At 70.2% G+C, this 19,928-nt stretch carries 17 protein-coding genes and 3 pseudogenes; 1 reads left to right on the top strand and 19 read right to left on the bottom strand.

What is annotated here, in order from left to right; translation table 11 throughout:
• Position 1: 1 nt before the first annotated feature.
• The 6 genes and pseudogenes from panD to MJQ72_RS11940 form a co-directional block, all read right to left on the bottom strand.
• On the bottom strand, positions 2-496 hold the full coding sequence (gene panD, locus MJQ72_RS11965) for an aspartate 1-decarboxylase (protein WP_016337767.1): 495 nt from the start codon (positions 494-496) through the stop codon (positions 2-4).
• Positions 497-508: 12 nt separating this feature from the next.
• A complete protein-coding gene (gene panC / locus MJQ72_RS11960; RefSeq protein WP_016337768.1) occupies positions 509-1,417 on the bottom strand; it encodes a pantoate--beta-alanine ligase in 909 nt (302 codons plus the stop codon).
• Positions 1,414-2,328 (bottom strand): annotated as a pseudogene (locus MJQ72_RS11955) (Rossmann-like and DUF2520 domain-containing protein); the annotation flags it as partial. The pseudogene MJQ72_RS11955 and the gene panC, both read right to left, overlap by 4 nt.
• Before the next feature lie 138 nt (positions 2,329-2,466).
• The gene (locus MJQ72_RS11950) at positions 2,467-3,636 is read right to left on the bottom strand and encodes a PrsW family intramembrane metalloprotease (protein WP_240599259.1); all 1,170 of its coding nucleotides are present in this window, start codon (positions 3,634-3,636) and stop codon (positions 2,467-2,469) included.
• Between the two features lie 96 nt (positions 3,637-3,732).
• The gene (locus tag MJQ72_RS11945) at positions 3,733-5,739 is read right to left on the bottom strand and encodes a DUF6779 domain-containing protein (protein ID WP_240599258.1); all 2,007 of its coding nucleotides are present in this window, start codon (positions 5,737-5,739) and stop codon (positions 3,733-3,735) included.
• Positions 5,740-5,808: 69 nt separating this feature from the next.
• The gene (locus MJQ72_RS11940) at positions 5,809-6,270 is read right to left on the bottom strand and encodes a DUF3180 domain-containing protein (RefSeq protein WP_240599257.1); all 462 of its coding nucleotides are present in this window, start codon (positions 6,268-6,270) and stop codon (positions 5,809-5,811) included.
• 60 nt (positions 6,271-6,330) lie between these two features.
• Between MJQ72_RS11940 and MJQ72_RS11935 the strand changes: the two genes are divergently transcribed.
• Entirely contained in the window at positions 6,331-7,272 is a 942-nt protein-coding gene (locus MJQ72_RS11935; RefSeq protein ID WP_240599256.1) for a MerR family transcriptional regulator, read from the top strand.
• 287 nt (positions 7,273-7,559) lie between these two features.
• Here the strand turns inward: MJQ72_RS11935 and folK are convergent, their stop codons facing one another.
• The 13 genes and pseudogenes from folK to MJQ72_RS11870 form a co-directional block, all read right to left on the bottom strand.
• Positions 7,560-8,048: a 2-amino-4-hydroxy-6-hydroxymethyldihydropteridine diphosphokinase gene (gene folK / locus MJQ72_RS11930; RefSeq protein ID WP_240599255.1), complete on the bottom strand. Its 489-nt coding sequence runs from the start codon at positions 8,046-8,048 to the stop codon at positions 7,560-7,562.
• A gap of 109 nt (positions 8,049-8,157) precedes the next feature.
• Entirely contained in the window at positions 8,158-8,571 is a 414-nt protein-coding gene (folB, locus tag MJQ72_RS11925) for a dihydroneopterin aldolase (RefSeq protein ID WP_240599254.1), read from the bottom strand.
• Positions 8,564-9,406 carry a dihydropteroate synthase gene (gene folP / locus MJQ72_RS11920; protein ID WP_240599253.1) on the bottom strand — a complete coding sequence of 281 codons (843 nt, stop codon included), beginning with the start codon at positions 9,404-9,406 and terminating at the stop codon, positions 8,564-8,566. Before folP ends, folB begins: the two co-directional genes overlap by 8 nt.
• A pseudogene (folE, locus tag MJQ72_RS11915) lies at positions 9,403-9,747 on the bottom strand (GTP cyclohydrolase I); the annotation flags it as partial. The gene folP and the pseudogene folE, both read right to left, overlap by 4 nt.
• Positions 9,748-10,718: 971 nt before the next feature.
• Positions 10,719-10,991, bottom strand: a pseudogene (locus tag MJQ72_RS11910) (GTP cyclohydrolase I); the annotation flags it as partial.
• Positions 10,960-13,377 carry an ATP-dependent zinc metalloprotease FtsH gene (gene ftsH, locus MJQ72_RS11905; protein ID WP_016337778.1) on the bottom strand — a complete coding sequence of 806 codons (2,418 nt, stop codon included), beginning with the start codon at positions 13,375-13,377 and terminating at the stop codon, positions 10,960-10,962. The gene ftsH and the pseudogene MJQ72_RS11910, both read right to left, overlap by 32 nt.
• A gap of 189 nt (positions 13,378-13,566) precedes the next feature.
• Positions 13,567-14,400, bottom strand: coding sequence for an ESX secretion-associated protein EspG (locus tag MJQ72_RS11900; RefSeq protein WP_240599252.1), 834 nt, complete (start codon positions 14,398-14,400; stop codon positions 13,567-13,569).
• Between the two features lie 117 nt (positions 14,401-14,517).
• Positions 14,518-15,312, bottom strand: a complete 795-nt coding sequence (locus tag MJQ72_RS11895; protein ID WP_240599251.1) for an ESX secretion-associated protein EspG — start codon at positions 15,310-15,312, stop codon at positions 14,518-14,520.
• Between the two features lie 65 nt (positions 15,313-15,377).
• Entirely contained in the window at positions 15,378-16,751 is a 1,374-nt protein-coding gene (locus tag MJQ72_RS11890; protein WP_240599250.1) for a WXG100 family type VII secretion target, read from the bottom strand.
• A gap of 17 nt (positions 16,752-16,768) precedes the next feature.
• Complete coding sequence (locus MJQ72_RS11885; RefSeq protein ID WP_038520899.1) at positions 16,769-17,134, bottom strand: hypothetical protein; 366 nt, start codon at positions 17,132-17,134, stop codon at positions 16,769-16,771.
• 144 nt (positions 17,135-17,278) lie between these two features.
• Positions 17,279-17,842: a hypoxanthine phosphoribosyltransferase gene (gene hpt / locus MJQ72_RS11880; protein ID WP_016337783.1), complete on the bottom strand. Its 564-nt coding sequence runs from the start codon at positions 17,840-17,842 to the stop codon at positions 17,279-17,281.
• A gap of 13 nt (positions 17,843-17,855) precedes the next feature.
• Positions 17,856-18,830: a tRNA lysidine(34) synthetase TilS gene (gene tilS / locus MJQ72_RS11875; RefSeq protein WP_240599249.1), complete on the bottom strand. Its 975-nt coding sequence runs from the start codon at positions 18,828-18,830 to the stop codon at positions 17,856-17,858.
• Entirely contained in the window at positions 18,827-19,855 is a 1,029-nt protein-coding gene (locus MJQ72_RS11870) for a zinc-dependent metalloprotease (RefSeq protein WP_240601309.1), read from the bottom strand. The genes tilS and MJQ72_RS11870 overlap by 4 nt, the downstream gene beginning before the upstream one ends.
• Positions 19,856-19,928 lie beyond the last annotated feature (73 nt).

Genomic DNA, 19,928 nt, shown 5'->3' with positions numbered 1-19,928 from the left:
CTCAGCTTTCGGCGTGCAGCAGCGCGTCGAGACGGCGGGCGTCGGCGGTTTCGGCGACCGGGAAGGTCATCGTGTCGTCGTCGGCCAGCGTCACGGTGCCGCTCAGCAGGCCGGAACCCTCCGGCGCGTGGCCCGGGTTCGCGCCCTTCTCGACGATCCGGTTGTCCGCGTCGACGAAGACGACCCGCGGCCGGAACGCGGCCGCCTCGGCGTTCTCCATCTGCGCGTACGAAATCAGGATCACCAGATCGCCGGGGTGCACCAGATGCGCCGCGGCGCCGTTGATGCCGAGCACCCCGCTGCCGCGTTCGCCCGCGATCACGTAGGTCTCGAGCCGTGCGCCGTTGGTGACGTCCACAATGGACACCTGTTCGCCCGGCAGCAGATCCGCCGCGTCCATCAGGTCCTCGTCGACGGTCACCGATCCGACGTAGTGGAGATCGGCCTGGGTGACCGTCGCCCTATGGATCTTCGATTTCAGCATCGTGCGGTACATCGTGGACTCTCCCTATTCCCCTGCGTCCGGCGCGTGTTCCGGATGGTCCACGGCCGCGCCGAGCACCACCGGGACGTTGTCGATCAGCCGGGTACTCCCCACCCTGGCCGCGATCAGCAGACGCGCCTCACCGTCGACGGGCGCGGGCCCGAGGTCGGTTCCCCTCAATTCCAGATAGTCGACCTCGACCGCGGGTCGCGCGGCGAGGGTCTGCCTGGCGGTCGCCAGCACGGCTTCCGCGCCGTCGCGTCCGACGAAGGCACCCGCGGTGAGCGCCGCCGACAACACGATCGCGTCCTCGCGCTGTTCCGGAGTCAGGTAGACGTTGCGCGAGGACAACGCCAGCCCGTCGCGCTCCCGTACCGTCGGCACCCCGATGACCCGGGTGTCGAAGTTCAGGTCGCGCACCATCTTCTTGATCAGCACCAGCTGCTGGTAGTCCTTCTCCCCGAAGAAGGCGTAGTCCGGCCGCACGATGTTGAACAGTTTCGCCACCACGGTCAGCACGCCGGCGAAATGCCCCGGCCGCACCGCGCCTTCCAGCTCGTCGCCGAGCGCGCCGGGATGCACCGTGACGGTGGCCCCTTCGGGATACAGATCCGACGCCTTGGGCAGGAAGCCCAATTCGACGCCGTCCTCCTTCAGCACTTCGAGGTCCTTGTCCAGCGGACGCGGGTACGCCTCGAAGTCCTCGCCCTCCCCGAACTGCAGGGGGTTCACGAAGATCGACGTCGCGACGACCGTGTTCGGCAGCCGCTTCGCGCGGCGGATCAGCTCGCGGTGCCCCGCGTGCAGGGCGCCCATCGTGGGCACCAGCGCGACCTTGCGGCCGACGCCGTGCAGCGCACGCGTCACCTGGCTGACCTGCTCCGGCGGCTGGAAGGTGTGCAGCGTGCCTCGGGCGAATTTCGGTGTGGTCACTGGTTTTGCTGCCCTTCGGCGGGGTCACTGAGGAGTTCGGTGAGCTCGGCGGCGGCCGAGGCGTCCAAGAGCCCGGCGGCGTCGCCGCGCGCCAGCGTGCGCTTGGCCAGCGCGCGATAGCTCGGGGCGATGTCGGGGCCACGTTCGGCCAGCACCGCGAGATGCTTGCGCACGGTGCCGAGATCACCACGGGCCACCGGCCCGGTCAGTGCCCGGTCCCCGTGTCGCAGAACATTATCCAACGCCGCCGACAACAACGGAGCCACCAGGCGTTCGGGCTGGGCGATTCCCGCCCCTCGCAACAGTTCCGCGCAGTCGGCGACCAGTGTCATCAGGTGGTTCGCGCCGTGTGCCAACGCCGCGTGATAGAGCGCTCGCGCTTCGTCGGGGACCCGGACGGGCTCCGCGCCCATCTCCACGGTCAGCGCCTCGCCGACGTTCCACGCCGCTTCGTCACCTTCCGCCGCCGTGACGCCGAAGCTGCAGGCGGCGAGCCTGTCGAGGTCTTCGGGACGGCCGGTGAAGGTCATCACGGGGTGCAGGGCCAGCGGCAGCGCGCCGGCCTCGGCGGCGGGTGCGAGGACGTCGATGCCGTGCGATCCGGAGGTGTGCACGACGATCTGTCCCGGACGCAGGGAGCCGGTGGCGACGAGGCCGCGCACCATCCCGGCGAGCGCGTCGTCCGGCAGGGCCAGCAGGACCAGGTCGGCCCGGCGGGCGACCTCGTCGGGCGGCAGGAGCGGCACGTCGGGGAGCAGCTGCTCCGCCCGGCGCACCGAAGCGTTGGAAAGGCCCGAAGCGGCGACGACCGTGTGCCCGGCCCTGGTGAGCGCCGCGCCTACGACACTGCCGACACGGCCTGCGGAAACGACGCCGACGGCCAGGCGAGCGGGCCTCATCATGGCGTGCGCCGATGGACGCTCATGGTCGAAAACTCCTCAGCTCGTTCCAGTCCCGCTCTGCGGTCGCGGGTACCAGACGACGGCGCGAGGGTAACCCTCCGGCCCGGGTCTGAACCGGCGCTCGTGACCAGCTTCACCTGACCGTGGTCATCCTCGCGGCGCGCCGTCGGCGAGCCGGACGGCCTCGGCCCGCGACGTCTTGAGCACCTGCAACAGCTCGCGCTGCCGCTGTTTCGCCTCGTCGGTGAGCTTCTGGCCGCGCCGCAGGAACGCGAGCTCGGTCACGCTGGCCTGATAGCGGCCGACGGCCTTCGCCGCCTCCCGTCCCGACTGCTTCCGTGCCTGTTTCCGCCACGACCGCCGTCCGGACAGGCTGGCCAGCAGCGAGACCTCGGTCGGGGCGATCCAGCGTGCGTCGACCATCATCGGCAACGCGGCCGCGACGATCCGCTGCTCGCGGCGGCGCTGCATGACCACCACCGAGAAGACGCCGATGAACAGCGGCACCATGATCAGGAAGTAGACGTTCAGGAAGGTTTTGGCGCCGCCGAGCAGCGCGGCGCCGTTCCACAGCGCGTGCAGCAGCACGGCGACGAGGTAACCGCCGATCGGCGCCAGGATCCGCAGCGAGCGGACCTTGCTGCTCGCGGCGACCCCGAGGCCGATCCCGGTCATCACGGCGAACAGCGGATGCGTGAACGGTGAAAGGACACCACGCAGGAAGAACGCCGCGAGCACACCGGCGCTCGTGCCGTCGCCGAAACCGTGCTCGGCAAAGGCACGGCCGAAGTAATAGATGTTCTCGGTGAAGGCGAAGCCCGCCGCAGTGAACCCGGCGTAGACGATGCCGTCCACGACCCCGTCGAACTCGCTCGGGCGCCGCCACCACAGCAACAGGATGAAAGCGGCCTTCGCGGCCTCCTCGACCAGCGGCGCGGAGACCAGGCCGCTGATCTTGCCGCCGACACCCGTGCCGAGCAGCAGATCGCCGACGGCCTCGGCGCCGCTGTTGAGCAGCAACGCGATGATCGTCGCGACACACGCGCCCCAGACGAAGGCCAGCAGGAGGAGCTTCGGCGGCTCGGGTTCCCAGCGGTCGACCCACAGGAACGCGGTGACCACCACGGCGACCGGGACCAGGGCCGCGAGCACGCCGATCCCCGCCGCGAGCGGGCCCACCTTTTCGGTCACCGTGCCGAAGACGAACAGCCCGCACAGCGCGACGGCGATCAGCCCGAGCACCGGCAGCAGCACGGTGATCGACCGAGACCGGCGTGGCCGGTCGAGACCGGGCGCCGGGGAGGAAGGCTCGCTCACAGCGGGTCACCCTACCGTCGGTACGGGACACGAGCCGTACGTGGAGCCGGAGTCCGAGACGCTACCGGCCACACAGGGCTCGCCTGTCGGACACGGTCAGTCTTCGGCGCGCCGCCTGCGCCGCGGAGTGGATTCGTTCGCGCCGTTGGCGGCGAGCAGATCCATCACCGAGCGACCGGACGCGTGAGAGCCCGCCTCGGAGGTCTCCGGACGGCTGTGCGACGCCCCGGACGAGCCATTGCGGGACGGCGTCTCGTCGTCCGGCTTCGCCCGCCTGCCGCCGTGACGGCCGCCGGTGGACTCGGCGCTCTGCCAGGCCGGGGGCTCCCCGTCCGGACGACGGCGACGGCCGCCGCCGGTGGGCTCCGGGACGTTCGGGGCCGGGGTGATCGAGACCGAGGAGTCCTCGGCGGCCCGGCGACGGCGTCCGCCGCCGCCGTTCTGCGCCAGCCGGATCTCTTCGGGCAACGTCGGGTTGACCGCGGGCGGCTCCTCCGCCGCCGGGGAGCCGTGCCGCGACGGCGCCTCGGCGGCCGGGCGGCGCACCGGTTCGGGCTCCGGCTGCCGCACGGGCTCGGCCCGGCGAGGCGGCTCGGACACGGCCGGGATCGACGGCGGGGTCGGCGGCTCCGGGTCACGACGCGGCTCCGGCCTCGGCTCGGGGCGCGACTGGGCGGCCGCGGGCTGAGGCTTGGCCGGCGGCGTGGGACGCAGCCGGTCCTGGAAGTCGTCCTTCCTGGGGAACGCCGCGCTCAGATCGGAGACCGGGCGCTCCTGCGTCCACGACGGCTTCCACTCGCCGGTGGCCTCCATCGGCTCCGGCGTGGCCGGCTTGTTCACGGGCGGCGGCGTGCCACCGGCCGGGCGGGCCCGCTCCACCGGCTTCATCCCGGGGCGGGTCAGGCCGAGCTCGCGGTTCGGCCGGGGACGGTCCGGCTCGACCTTCTTCACCGGCTTCGGCTGCGCCGGAGGCTTCACCGGCGGCGTCTGCTTGCGGGTCTGCTCCTCGGGCCGCGTCGCGGGAGGACGCTGCACGGTGCCGGCGTCGAGCCGCTGCTGCAGCGAAGACTGCTGCGGGCGGCGCGGCGGCTCGCTGCGCGGGGGCTCCGGACGCTGGGGCTGCCGGGCGATGGTGGGCATCGACGGCTGCGAGACCTCGGCGCGCGACACACCCGGCATCGACGGGCGGGACACCTCGGCGGGCGTCACCGGCGGCGGGGTCTTGCGCTGGGCGTCGACCCTCGGCATCGGCCGGGAGATCTCGGCGGGCGACATCCCGGGGTTCGACATCTCGAGCCGCTCGCGGCGAGCGGCTTCGGCGGCGAGCGCCTCGGCCGCCTTCGAAGCGCGGGCATCCGCCTTGCGCATACTGCGGCGAGTCGACTCGTCGACCGGCTTCGGTCGCTGGACCTGATTGCTCTGCCCGTAGCCGTTCGTGCCGTTGACCTGGCCGTTCGCCGGTTTGCGGCGGGCGGCTGGCGGCGTGCCCGCCCGCGCGGAGGCGGGTTCGAGGACGCGGTCGATCATCTCGGTCGGGCGCTCACGTTCGCGCTCGTCGACGTCGATAGTGGTGCTCTTGGCGGCCATGAGCTGGGGTTTGCCGTTGCCGTTCTCGGACCCCGCGCTCATCAGCTGCTTGTTGTCGAGGGACCGCATCCGGGTGGCCTGCGCGGTGAGCGCGACGCGTTCGAGGAGAACCTCGCCACCGAAGAGCGACTGGAGGCTTTCACGCAGGGCGCTCACCTCGGCTCTGAGCGCTTCGAGCTCGTCGTGGGAGCGGCTCTCGGCGGCCTGCCTGGTCTCCGCCTCGATCTCCAGCTCGAACTCGCGGCGGGCGGCGATCTCGCGTTCCAGCTCCAGCTCGTAGACGGCCTGAGCCTCGGCGACGGCGTCCTCGCTCTGCGAAACGTGCTTGCGGTAGCGGACCGCGAGGAACGCACCGATCAAGGCGGCCCACAGCGCCGCGACGATCCCCAAGCGCAAGTAGCGGAGGTCGTCGGAAAGCACCAATGCGAGAGTCGCGCCGACGGCGAGAACCAAGCCGACGACAAGCCACGGCCTACCCGCAAGGCGGCCGCGCGAGTCGTCACCCACCCCGGTCATGCCCAACACCGTACCTTCTAGTAATCCGAACGAGACCTAGTCGGTACTTCGAGCGGTGCCTCTCGAGCGTTAACCGGTCGGCTCGGGATCGCGCTCCCGATCGCCGCCCTCGGGGGTCCGGCAGCAGTGTTCGAGCCATAAAGCCGCAGCTACCAGCGCCACCGAGCTGACGATCCCGACCGTCGCCGAGCGGAGATCACCGCTCGCCGCGAGGAGTTCGTCACGTCGCGGAAAAAGATACGCGAAAGCCGCCAGCCACACCCCCGTCATGGCGGATCCGGCGAGCGAAGAGGCCTTCGCGAGGGCCACCGATCGGGCGACGGAGATCGCGGCGAGCACGCGGTTGCTCTTGATCCGCGCACGGATGATGAAGGCGAGCACGGTCTCGCAGAGCGCGAGGACGAGCAGAGTGATTCCGGCGAAGAGCGGAAGCGCGGGGATGGAGCCGTAGGCGACCTGGAAGAGCAGATAGGCCAGTACCAATCCCAGGAGGCCGGCCACCGCCAGCTCACGTGGCCGGGTGAAGTGCATGGTCCAACGCTACCTGGCAGGCTTGACTCTCCACCAACTGGAGAGTCGACGATGAAGCATATGGGCACCGCAGCGGTTTTCACCATCGGGGAGCTGGCCAAACGGACCGGCCTGCCGGTGAAGACCATCCGCTTCTACTCCGACGAAGGGCTCCTGCCCCCGACCGATCGCACCGATTCGGGCTACCGCCTCTACGACGCCACCGCTATGGCTCGCCTGGAGCTGGTCCGGACCTTGCGGGAGCTCGGGCTGGGTCTCGCGGACGTTGAGCGGGCGCTGACCAGGGAAGCGACCATCGGGGACCTCGCGGTCCAGCACGTCGCCGCCCTGGACGAGCAGATCCGGCGGCTGGAACTGCGCCGCGCGGTCCTGCGAGCGGTGGCCAAACGGGACTCGCCACTGGAGGAGGTCGAACTGATGAACAAACTCGCGTCGATGTCGGACGAAGACCGCAGACGTTTGCTCGACGAGTTCTGGGCGGACATGGTCGAAGGGCTCGAACTGGATCCGGAGTTCTACGAGCGGATGCGCTCGGCGAAACCGGAACTGCCCGACGACCCGACGCCCGAGCAGCTGGAGGCCTGGATCGAATTCGCCGAACTCGTGCAGGACGAGGATTTCCGCGCGTCCATCCGCCGGATGAGCGAGTGGCACTCGCAGCTCCGGCAGCAGGACGAAGCGGACTTCGGCGCGAAGCAGCAGGAGCTGTGGTTGGCGTGGAGCGCTCGGGCGACCGAAGCGCTCGAAGCCGGCCTCGCGCCCGACTCTGCCGAGGGCCGCGAGCTGGCGGAGACGATCTTCACGCAGTCTTCGCGGAACGGCCGTGACCCAGCCGACCCGGCCTGGCGGAAGCGGCTGACCGACGGGATGGCGATCAGCGCCGACCCGCGGGCCGAGCGGTACTGGCTGCTGCTGGGGAAGATCAACGGCTGGCCGTCGTTCCCGTCGCAGATGGCGCAGGCGGAGTGGATCATCGCCGCCCTGCGCTCCGCGCTGGGGTAGCAAGGGACCTTTGCTACCACCCGCATTAGTCGACTAATTGCAAGGGTCGGGGGCGGGTGGAGTGGGCGTTGCGAAAGTGGCTTTCGCAACGCCGGCGGAGCTTGGCGGTGACTGTGTGGATTTCTGGTCATCCAACGCACCAAAATCCACACAGTCCCACGCGAGGTGACCGAGCGTGAGAGGTGTGTGGATATAGGGACACTCAACGTCCCTATATCCACACACCCACCCGCTCGGCGCGCGTTTCGTCCTCTGTACGCGGTGGTTCGTATCGCCGACTACCGCATTCAGAGGACGAAACGCGTGAGGCGGACGGAGTCGCGGTCCGAGGCGGGGCGGGCAGCGAGGAGGTCGGCGACGGGACCATGGCCGGGGAGCACCGCGTCGGGCTCGATCTCCAGCCAGGGGATCAGCACGCTCGCGCGCTCCGGCGTGCCGGGATGCGGAAGCAGCAACTGGGGGTCGTCGGAGCGCACCCCGTCCACGGTCACTATGTCGACATCCAGCGTGCGCGGGCCCCACCGGAGTTCGCGCACGCGCTCCGCCGCCCGCTCGGCGGCCTGCCCGGTGCGCAGCCAGTCCCAGTGATCGCGCGCCGGGTCGTCGACCAGGACGACGGCGTTCAGGAAGTCCGGCTGGTCCTCGACGCCCCACGCCTTGGTCTCGTAGACCGACGACACCGCGACGACCGCGGGCCGCACCGCGTCGACGGCGGATCGGAGGTACGCGAGCCGATCACCCAGGTTGGAGCCGAGCGAGAGCAGCGCGCGGCTCATCGCTCCCGCCGTCTCTGTGAGTGCGCGCAGCGCGCGATCGGAGACTTCACCGCGCGCGCCCTCTTTCGCGGCCGCCAGGCCGCCCGAAAACGCGATGCCGGGGCGCTGGTCACGGCAACCGCCGGGAAGACTCCGGCTCGCGCCCCGTCGGCGCGTTTTCGGCAGCGCGCGCAGAAAACACCGTGACCGCGACATCGTCGAAGTTCAGCGGGATCGGCGCGGACGGCTTGTGCACCGTCACCTCGACAGCGGTCAGCCGCTCGTCGCGCAGCACCTCGTCGGCGATCTTCCCGGCGACACTCTCGATGAGGTCGTACGGCTCGCCCGCCACGATCCCGGCGGCGAGCTCCGCCAGCTCGCCGTAATGCAGCGTCTTGGTCAGATCGTCGGACGCGGCGGCCGGGCCGAGGTCCAGCCACACCACGATGTCGACGACGAACTCCTGCCCGTCCCGCTTCTCGTGGTCGAAGACCCCGTGCCTGCCGAAGACCCTCAATCCGGTCAACGTGATCCGGTCAGACAACAGGACTCCCCTTCCGCCAAGCCGCCGCGACGGTCACGGCGTCGATACTCGCGCCGACCTCGTGCACCCGCACCCCCCAGGCACCGGCCGCCGCGGCGAGCGCGGACACGGCCGCGGTCGCGTTCTCCCGACCGTCCGGCGGAGCGGGCTTTCCGTCCTTTCCGGACAAAAGGCGCCCGAGGAACCGTTTGCGCGACGCGCCGACGAGAACCGGGAAACCCAGTGACAGAAAGGAATCCAGGCCGTTCAACAGCGCCCAGTCGTGCTCGGCGTTCTTCGCGAAACCCAGCCCGGGGTCGAGCACGATCGCAGCGGCGTCGACGCCCGCGGCGAGCGCTTCGTCCACTCGGGACAGCAGCTCGGCGCGCACGTCCGCGACGACGTCCTCATAGGACGCCAGCGCGTTCATGTCCTTGCTGTGCCCGCGCCAGTGCATCAGCACGTACGGGACACCGGTCTCGGCGGCGACCTTCGCCATGTTCGGATCGGCCAGCCCACCGGAGACGTCGTTGATGACGGACGCGCCCGCCTCGACCGCGGCGAGGGCGACCTCGGCGCGGGTGGTGTCCACGGACATCGCGATTCCGTCGGCGGCGAGGGAGCGGATCACCGGCATGATCCGGGAAATCTCGGTCTCGGCGTCCACCCGGGACGCTCCCGGCCGCGTCGACTCCCCGCCGACGTCGATCAGATCCGCGCCGCGCGCCCACATCTCGTGCGCGTGCTCCAGCGCCTGCTCGACGCCGAGGTAGCGGCCACCGTCCGAAAAGGAATCCGGGGTGACGTTGAGGATCCCCATCACCGCGCACCGGCCGGGCCGGGGCAGGGCGGTCATCGACGGCCCTTGATCAGGTCCAGCGCCTCCGCCCGCGAGGACGCCGAAGACTGCAGCAGCCCGCGCACGGCGGACGTCGTCGTCCTGGCACCGGGTTTGCGGATACCGCGCATGGCCATGCACAGATGCTCGGCCTCGACCACGACGATCGCGCCGCGGGGCTCGAGTTTGCGCATGAGCGCGTCGGCGACCTGGGACGTGAGGCGCTCCTGGACCTGCGGGCGCTTGGCGTAGAGATCGACGAGACGGGCCAGTTTGGACAGGCCGGTGACCTTGCCGTGGCCGTTCGGGATGTAGCCGACGTGGGCGACACCGTGGAAGGGCACGAGGTGGTGTTCACAGTTATGCGTCAGGTGCCCGGCGATCAGGAAGGTCGGGTGAGGCTCACATTTGAAGCTGTACACGGTGTAGGGCTTGGTTCCCGTTGCCTTCACCGGCCGGACCGACTCGACCTCGACGTACTCCGACTCGATCAGATCGGTTGTGTAGTCATCCTGCGGGAAACCGTGCCGCCGGAACCAGCTGTCAGCCACGTAGAGCTGCGAAGCGATTCCCCCTGTCCGAGGGGTGAAACGTGCCCCGATGACCGTGGCCAGATCCTCCAGGAAGGGAATGTTCGCACTGACGATCGTTCTGCCCGCGATCTTCTTGTGCCGAAAGCCATCCCCGTCCACGTACCCGTCGAGAAAGCCGTTGAACGTGCTCAAGTCATTGAGCACGACCATCGGGAAGCGCTGCCGCTGATGGTGGGCATCGCCGCCGACGTACTGCCGCATCAGATCCGCGAGGAACGACGAGACGACTCGCACCCGGAATCCGGGTACATCACGTTCCAGATAGCCCGACGGCCGCGTGACCGGTTCGAGCTTCGCCTCGATCCCAAAGGCCCGGTAGAGCGATTCGGCGTACTTCTTCGCGAAGTCACGGTCGTTCACCACTAAGGAGACGTAGCGCTCGGCGACGGTCCCGTCCGAGCAGGTCGCACCGATGACGTAGCCGAAGTCGTATCCGAACTTCGGCTTCCATCGATCCCGGTTGAGCTTGCGCGCGTGAGTCCACTCGATGAAGGAACCCTCGACGTCCTTGGCCTCCATCCATCCCTTCGGCGTCGCCAAAGGGTGGTCAGGAGTGACCTTGAAACTTCCCCCGCGGTCGTGACCTCGACAAGCTCGCGAGTCTGGTGCGAGCTGATCTCGGTGACCGTGGTCTCCTCGACCTTGCCGCCCGACAGAGTCCACAGCTTGTCACCGACTTCAACCTCGGCCGCTTGCTTCCGGCCACCGACCGCGTTCACCGTCTGCTTGCTGGGTACGCAGGTCGAGAACATCGGGATGTCCGTCACGAGCACGAGTTCTTCGTGTGCCTCGTCGAACGTGCGGTCCAGGACGTGGTCCGGTTCGGTGTAGAGACCGGCGAACATTTCCCGGTAAGCGCGAGCGACCCGGGCCGGGGTCTCCAAGAGACCGTCCCGGTCCGGGTCCTCACCACAGGCGAGCAGGAGTTCGCGTACGGCTTTCTCGGCCCGGTCCTGGTCGAAGACCGGGCGGTCGCCGTTATCGCTTGGTGTCGTCCTGTCCGTCGTCACGCCGTTGCTGTCCTTCGTCCTGCTGACCGCCGGGCTGGTCAGCGAACCAGCCGTCGCGCGGGCGGTCTTCGGCGGGACGCCAGGGCTGGTTCGGCTGGCCGCCCGGCTGCGTGGCCGGGGTCCATCCGGGAGGAGCCCCGTAGTTCGGCGGGCCGCCTACGGGCCCACCCTGGTAACCGCCTGCCGGTCCGCCCGGCTGCTGCCCACCATATGCCTGGGGCCAGTGACCGGTGCCGTTCGGCCCGCCGTTGGGGCGACCGCCGTTGGGGTAGGCGCCCGGCGGCGGAGGAGCGTACGGGTTGGCGTTCGGGTCCGGCGGCGGGGCGGGCTGCGTGTACGGCGGGCCGCCGGGAAGGTCGCCGCCGCCCTGCGCGGTGCCGACCGGGGTCGGCGCCGGCTGCAGCACCGGCTGCTCCTTCTTCTCCTCCGGCGGGGGCCACGGCTCGCCGCGCTCCATGGCCAGCTCGCCGGGGGTCTTGATCGGCGGCTTGTCGGACGGCTTCCGGTCGCCGAACTCGTTGAAGATGGTGATGTGCGGACGCTTCTCGACGGTCGCGAAGATCCGCTCGAGGTCCTTGCGGGTCAGCGTCTCCTTTTCGAGGAGCTCGATGACCAGCTCGTCCAGCACGTCGCGGTAGGTGCTCAGCACGTGCCACGCCTCGGTGTGCGCGGTCTCGATGAGCTTGCGCACCTCCTCGTCGATCTCGTGCGCGACCTCCAGCGAGTAGTCCGCCTGACGGCCCGCCGAGCGGCCGAGGAACGGGTCGCCCTGCTCCTGGCCGTACTTGACGGCGCCGAGCCGGGCGCTCATGCCGTATTCGGTGACCATCGCGCGGGCGATCTTCGTCGCCTGCTCGATGTCGGAGGAGGCACCGGTGGTGGGCTCGTGGAAGACGAGCTCCTCCGCGGTCCGGCCGCCCATCGCGAAGACCAGGCGCCCGATCATCTCCGAGCGGGTCATCAACTCCTTGTCGTCCTCCGGGACGAGCAGGGCGTGCCCGCCGGTGCGCCCGCGCGGCAGGATCGTCAGCTTGTAGACCGGTTCGATATCCGGCATCGCCCACGCGGCGAGCGCGTGCCCGCCCTCGTGGTAGGCCGTGATCTTCTTCTCCTTCTCGGAGATGATCCGGCTCTTGCGGGCGGGGCCGCCGACGACGCGGTCGACGGACTCTTCCAGCGCGGCGTCGGTGATCACGTGCCCGTTCTGGCGGGCGGTGAGCAGCGCGGCCTCGTTGAGCACGTTCGCCAGGTCCGCGCCGGACATGCCGACGGTCCGCTTGGCGAGGCTGCTCAGGTCGGTGCCCTGCGCGATCGGCTTGCCCTTGGCGTGCACTTCGAGGATCGCCTTGCGGCCGCGCATGTCGGGCGCGGACACCGGGATCTGGCGGTCGAAGCGGCCGGGGCGCAGGAGCGCCGGGTCGAGGATGTCGGGACGGTTGGTCGCGGCGATCAGGATGATGCCGCCGCGCGCGTCGAAGCCGTCCATCTCGACGAGGAGCTGGTTCAGCGTCTGCTCGCGTTCGTCGTGGCCGCCGCCGAGGCCGGCGCCGCGCTGGCGGCCGACCGCGTCGATCTCGTCGACGAAGATGATGCAGGGCGCGTTCTGCTTGGCCTGCTCGAAAAGGTCGCGGACTCGCGAGGCGCCGACACCGACGAACATCTCGACGAAGTCGGAACCGGAGATCGTGTAGAACGGCACGCCCGCCTCGCCGGCGACGGCTCGCGCGAGCAGCGTCTTACCGGTACCGGGCGGCCCGTAGAGCAGGACGCCCTTGGGGATCTTCGCGCCGAGCGCCTGGTAGCGCGCCGGGTTCTGCAGGAAGTCCTTGATCTCGTACAGCTCTTCGACGGCCTCGTCGGCGCCCGCGACGTCCCCGAAGGTCGTCTTGGGCATGTCCTTGTTGAGCTGTTTGGCCTTCGACTTGCCGAAGTTGAGGACGCGGTTCCCGCCGCCCTGCGCGTTGTTCATCATCCACATCAGCAGGCCCAGCACCAGCGCCAGCGGGATGGCGAAGATCAGGATCTGGGTGAGGACGTTCTGCTGGGTGACCTTGGTGGTGAACTTGACCGGGTTGTCACCGCTCTTGAGGCCGATGAGCTGGCCGTAGATGGTGCCCGCGACGTTCGCCGGGTACTGCGCGATGATCTGGTCGACCTGCTGGCCGTCGACCTCGATCTTCTTGTTCAGCAGCAGCTTGATCTGCTGCTCCTTGTCCTCTTGCGAGGCTTCCTTGACGTTGTTCGCGGTGATCTGCTGGTTCGCGATCGAGATCGGCACCTGGGTGTAGCCACGATCACTGTCGAAGATCGTGTTGTATGCGAGAAACGCCAGTACCGCCGCGAGAATCCAGAGCACTGGGTTCCTGAGCACGCTCTTCCGGTTCATACGACTCGGCCCTGGTGGCCTCGACCCTTCCTGGTTGGGCGGCTCCTGTGATACCCGCCATCACGATCTTGACGACCCATGGTGCTCCGACACCCGCCCCTCAGGATACCGCCCGCCTGGACGGATGAGGGTGGTGAGCCTCTCGGACGTAAACGGCGGACGCCTCGCGAGGGTTCCCGGGGCGGGAGCCTAGCGTGTGTCGACCGCCACACCGGCGGCCATTTCACCCAGCCGCATGCGGAGCGTCTTGACGTCGGCGGGTGAGACGGTGACCCATTCGCGACCGTCCGGACCGGCCTGTGACGTGCTGAGATAGCGGCCGCTGGCGGTGTCGAACCAGCCGAGGACGCGGGAGCGCTGTTTGGCGCCCACGTGGGACCGGCTGTTCGCTGCGAGCTGACCGCCGCGGAGCCTCGGCTGGCCGGTGAGCTTGCCGAATGCCTCGCGCGGGTCCGCGGTGATGCGTTCACTGAGCGAGACGCGCGGCTTGTCCTTGCGGCGCGCCTTCGCCGCTTCGGGCTCTTCGGACTGCTTCGTCGCGTTGATGGCGGCGCGGATCGGCTCGGTGCGGCGGGCGTCGTCGATCGGCAGCGTGATGGACGCCTCCGAACCGCGCTGCCCCGGGGGTAGCAGGTCGACGACCGCGGTCGGGAGCCCGTCGGCGGGCGCCTCCCGCAGCCAGATCCCGGACTGGTCCTGGATCGCGATTACCCCGTCGCGGCCGTCGGTGGCGCCGAGCACGGCGATCGTCGGGGCCTGGAAGTCGGGGATGTGCAGCGCGTCGATGGTCAGCGAACCGCGGGCGAGGAGGTACAGCCAGTCCTCGATCCTCCGCTCCAGCCGTCCCCGGCCGTCGCGGATGCCGCGGGCCTGGAGTTCGTTGTCGACGCGCTGGCGCAGGGCCCGCCGTTCGAGCTCGGTCGCGCCGTGCGACCGGACGCGCAGCGGGTATGGCAGGTCGCCGAGCTCGGCGGACTCCCAGAGGAAGTCGAACGCCATCGGCGTGAAGTGTTCTTGGTGCATTGCTCCGTGCCCTCCCGGCACCTCGGCTTCTGGGCCTCGGGACGCCCAGACGGTTCACGATAGCGAAGGGGTACGACAGTCGTCGTCCGGATGCGGTCAGCGCCCGGCCGCCAAGTGTCAGCGCGACAGCGAAGCCTCGGCCGCGATCTTCCCCAGCATCTCCGTGAGCCGGTGCCGCAAGGTCGCCGGATCCGCGGGCGCGATGGTGATCCAGTCCCGTCCGTCGGCGCCGCGGGTGGCCTGGGTGAAGTACCGGCCGGACTGCGTGTCGAACCAGCTGAGCACCGAAGACCGGCTCCGGGTGCCGTGCTTGCTGCGCGCGTTCGCGCCGAACTGGCCACCGCGAAGCCGCGGCTGAGCCTGGAGGCGCGACAGGGCTTTGCGGTCCTCGTCGGACGTCGCCGTGCCGTCGATCTGCGGCTGGCGGCGCTGGAGGAAGTCCGCCCCCGAAGCGCCGACGAGCCCGTCCAGCGGCAGGGTGATCGACTTCTCCGTGCCACGGGTGCCCGGCGGCAGGAGGGAGACGATCGCGCTCGCGAGACCGTCGGGGGCGATGGGGTGGAAGTGGAAACCGCGCGGATCCTGCACCGTCAGCAGGCCTTGGCCGCCGAGCAGCGACGCGACCGCGAGCAGCGGTTCGGTGTTGGGGTTGTTGAGCTGGACGCAGTCCAGGCTCAGGTCCGGCCTCGCGAGGACACCGAAGTAGTCCTCGATATGCGGCTCGGGACGTCCGCGCTCGTCGGCGAGGCGGCGCTGGTTCAGCGACTGGAGGGTCTGTGTGCGCAGGGCGCCGCGCTCGTCCATGGTGGCCCCGTGCGAGCGGAGCCGCAGCGGGTACGGCAGCTCTCCGGCGTTCGCGCTCTCCCACAGGAAGTCCAGCTCGACCGGGGTGAGCAGGTCACCGTTCGCCATCTTCCGCCCCCAAACAAGTCAGCGGGCGCGCGGCCGGATCGGCCGCGCGCCCGGTGAAAACCGTTCTAGCGTTCGTCGTCTTCGGTCCAGGCGCCGATGACCGGCGGCGGGGTCGCCTCGTTGGCGCCGAAGGCGTCGTCCGGGTCGGGCTCGATGAGGAACGACGCGTGCGTGTGCTCCTCCTCCTGCTCGGCCTGCGCGCCGTGAGCGCCCATGCCCATGCCGCCGCCCATGCCCTGCATCGGCGGGGTGGGGCCACCACCGATGGTGCCGCTGGAGGAGACGATGCCCTGCTGCGGCACGGCCTGGGACGCCGCGCTCTGCGCGGGCCCGCCCTTCTCGGTGGCCGCGGCGTCGGTGCTGTCGGTGTCCTTGGCGCCGGACTTGTTGCCCTGGCCGAGCGCCTTGGCACCGGCGTAGCCGAGTGCGCCGCCGAGCCCGGCCGCGGTGAGGGCCTGGCCCATCCCGTTGCCGCCGCTCGCCGGGGCGTGCGGGGTCATCGGGGCACCGGCGCCGGAGGCGACGCCCGCACCCGGCGCGACACCGGAGGCCGGGACGTTCGCCGCGGGGTTGTAACCGGCCTGCGAGAAGACGCCCGAGTCCGGACCGGCGTGGATCGGGGCCGCGCCGCTGCCCTGCGCGCCGCCGTAGCCGTGCGTGCCGGCGAGGACGGGGGTGCCGGAGACGGCGCCGGAGTTGAGGCCACCGGCGGCGATGTTGCCGACACCGCTGAACGAAGCGCTGTTGTGCGTAGCGGTCGGCTTCATACCGAGGGATTCGGGGCCGAAGCTCGGGGTCGAGCTGTCGACCTCGCTCATCTCCTTGGTGTAGGCCTCGAGGAACCTGGCCTGCTCCGCCCGCACTTCCTTGTCCTGGTCGGCGAGGGGCTTCTGGTCGGTGATCATGCCGACCGGGCCCGCCGCCAGCGCCTGGCCCATGGCCTTCTCGGGGCTGTAGTCGGTCGGCTTCGGCATGAGCTTGACCTTGGTGGCGGCGTCGGCCTGCTTCTGGAGCCTGTCCGACATCGTGTGCGCGGCCTCGGAGGCCTGCGAACCCGAGTTCGCGATGGCGACCAGCGAACCCTGCGCGGCCGCCGCGCCCTGCCCGATCCAGGCGGAGCCCAGTTCGGAGATCGCGTTGTAGAGGTCGTTCGACGCCTGGCTCAGCTTGCTGCCGTGCGCGCCCCACGACTGGCTGATCGCGGTCGCCGTGCTGGGGTCGTTGCCGAGGTTGGCCTGGTTCCACAGGTCCTGGCTGCTCGGCGCGCTTTCCCAGTTCGGCGGGTTGGTGATGGCGCGGTCCGCGCCGATGTCGAACCCGTCGGAACGGCCCCGCGCGGAGGACACGATGTTCGCGGCTTCCGAGTTGTCGCCGAGCTGGACCGGCGTGCCGCTGGTGTTGCTCTCGCCGTAAGAGTCGGCGCTGTGCTTCGGTGGCATGGCTTTCTGACTCCCCCTCAGACGTTCCGGAACGGCTCGGCCGCGGCCTGGTCGATCTCGTGGTAACGGGCCATCGCGGTCACGATGCCGGACTCGGCCGCCTCGTACTGCTGGTACAGGTTCTGGAGGGCGGCGGTGTAGGAGTCGCCGCCGCCGTCGGCACGGTTCGCGACCTTCGCCGCGATCGCGTTGCCGACCGGGTTGTTGCCCAGCTTCGGTGCCTGTCCGAGGTCGCCGGCGCTGTGGAGCAGCGCCTCGACGGCGTCCTTGCCGGTGCGGATCTTGTTCAGTGCGGTCTGGGCCGCGTCCGGGTCGATCCCGACCTGCCCCTGAGCCGCGGCGTTCTTGAACGCGTTCGCGTCCGCCAGGCTGCTGTTCCCCATCTGAGCTCTCTCCGTTTCCCCCGGGCCAGGCCACGACGGCTTCGTGGCAAAGGTCTTCGCATAGGTTAACGCACTTGATCGCAGCCTATGACGTGTTCGCCGCGCTCAGGGTTCCGCATTCCCCCGCGAACGGGCAAGCGGTTCTCAGGACGTGTAAACGTGCGGATCCAGGGTGCCGATGTAGGGCAGGTCCCGGTAACGCTCCGCGTAGTCCAGGCCATATCCGACTACGAATTCGTTCGGGATGTCGAACCCGATGTACTTGACCGGTACGTCGACCTTGACCGCTTCCGGCTTGCGCAGGAGCGAGACGACCTCCAGCGAAGCGGGGTTCCGGCTCGCGAGGTTCTTCAGCAGCCAGGACAGGGTCAGCCCGGAGTCGACGATGTCCTCGACGATGAGCACGTCGCGGCCGGCGATGTCGCGGTCGAGGTCCTTGAGGATCCGCACCACGCCGGACGACGACGTCGCCGAGCCGTAGGAGGACACCGCCATGAACTCGAGCTGGGAGGGAAGGGGGAGCGCCCTGGCGAAGTCGGTCATGAACATCACCGCGCCCTTGAGCACGCCGACGAGCAGGAGGTCTCCCTGCCCGGAGCCGGGGCCGTCGGCCGGGTAGTCCGCGGCGACCTGTGCGGCCAGCTCGGCGATCTTGTCGTTGATCTGCTGCTCGGTGACGAGCACGGAGGCGATCTCGCCTTCGTACACGGGACGTTCCCCTCTAGGTGGTGGACTGGGGTGCTTCGAGGGAGAGCCTGCCATGCGCCCGCTTGGCCACCAAGTCGCCGGGTAGCCAGACCCCGCCCTGACCCCGCCAGTTCCCCACCAGCGCGTCGACCGAACGCAGATGGGCGTCGGTGAGTTCGCGGACCCCGGAGTCCAGCAGCCACCTGCGGAGGACGCGTCGCCGCAGCGCGGGCGGTTCGGTGGCGAGCACCGCGACGTCGAGCCCTTCGCCGGTGAAGGCACGCAGGTGGACCTCGTCCGCGAGTGTGTCCAACGCCTCGGTGTCTTCGCGCAGTTGCGCGGCCGTGCGCGCGAGCGACGCCGCGACACCTCCGGACAGCACCTCCTCCAGAAGGGGCAGTACTTCCGTCCGTAACCGGACACGGGTGAACCGCGGGTCCTCGTTGTGCGGGTCCTGCCACGGGTCGACGCCGAGCGCTTCGCAGGCGCGGCGGGTCGTGGCGCGGGTGACGCCGAGCAGCGGCCGTCCCCACGGCGGATCGAGCGGCCGCATCCCGGCGAGCGAGCGCGGCCCGGAACCCCGGCCGAGGCCGAGCAGGACTGTTTCGGCCTGGTCGTCGAGGGTGTGACCGAGCAGGACGAGACCGTGCCCGTCCGGCAGCGCCGAGCGCAGGGCCCCGTAACGGGCCCGGCGGGCGGCGGCTTCCGGTCCGCCCGCGCCCTCGACGCGCACTTTCAGGACTTCGGCGGTGTCGGCGCCCAGTTCTCGTGCCGTGTCCGCGGCCCGGGCGGCGGTTTCGGCGGAGCCGTCCTGGAGGCCGTGGTCGACGACGAGCGCCCGCACCTTCAGTCCCGCCCTGGCGCCGGTGAACGCGGCCGCTTCGGTCAGTGCCAGGGAGTCCGCGCCGCCGGAGACCGCGACGCACACCTCCTCGCGAGGGCTCGCCGACGTGAGGAACTCCCGCACGGCCGCCCGCACGGCCGCGATCGCCGGATGCGGTCCGCTCACCCGTGCAGGCGCCGCACCCAGGCCGCCGGATCGCTGATCTCGGCCCTGGTCGGCAGCGTGTTCGGCGACGTCCACACGGCGTTGAAGCCGTCCATGCCGACGGCGTCGACGACGTGCTTGGTGAACTTCGCGCCCTGCTCGTACTGGCGCAGCTTCGCGTCCACGCCGAGCAGGCTGCGCAGGACGCGGTCGATCAGCCCGCCACCCTTGCGCCGGGCGGTGAACCGCGAACGGATCAGCTCGACGCTCGGCACCACCCGCGGTCCGACGGCGTCCATCACGAAGTCGGCGTGCCCCTCCAGCAACGTGGAAAGGGCCAGCAACCGGTCGAACACCGCCCGTTCGCTCGGCGACTGCAGGAGCTCGGCGAGACCGGCGCCGCCCGCCTTGCCCTTGCCGATCTGCTTGATGGTGTCCGGCAGGCGGCCGACCAGATCGCTCAGCCCGTCCGCGTCGCGTCCGGCGAGCCCGCCGATCAGGCGCTCGACCTCGTCGGCGAAGTAGTCGCGCAGCCAGGTGACCGCGGTGAACTGCAGCCGGTGGGTGCATTCGTGCAGGCAGACCCACAGCCGGAAGTCGTGCCCCGGCACGTCCATCGCGCGCTGGGCGGCGACCACGTTCGGCGCGACGAGCACCAGCTGCCCGGCGCGGTCCGGCCCGCCGAACGGGTCGTACTGCCCGAGCACGCGGGAAGCCAGGAAGGCGAGCACCAGACCGGTCTGGACGCCGGCGCCACCGGCCAGCACGGGCGCCAGCGGGCCGCCCTGCGCTTCCGGCAGCGCGCGACCGGTGAGCGCGTCGAGCCCCGCCGCGGCCGAACGGACCCAGCCGGGCCTGTCGACGACTTCGGCGGGCAGCAGCGGCAGGTCGAGGCCGAGCCCGGTCAGCTCGCGGACGTGCCCCTCGGCCTCGCTCGTCAGGTCACGTAGCTCGGCGACGGCTTCTTCGGCCTCTTCGCGGTCGACCACCGGACCGCCACGCACCAGGAGGGCGCCCGTCGAGGCGGCCAGGGACCAGTCGACCATCGAACGTGTCTTGGTCGGCGTTTCCTCAGTCACTCTTATGACGCTACCCGCTGGAAGACCGGTTTCCGTCCCG

The sequence above is a fragment of the Amycolatopsis sp. EV170708-02-1 genome, assembly GCF_022479115.1.
Taxonomy (GTDB): domain Bacteria; phylum Actinomycetota; class Actinomycetes; order Mycobacteriales; family Pseudonocardiaceae; genus Amycolatopsis.
Note: the sequence above shows the minus strand (reverse complement) of the source record. Positions and strands in the feature narration are given on the sequence as shown.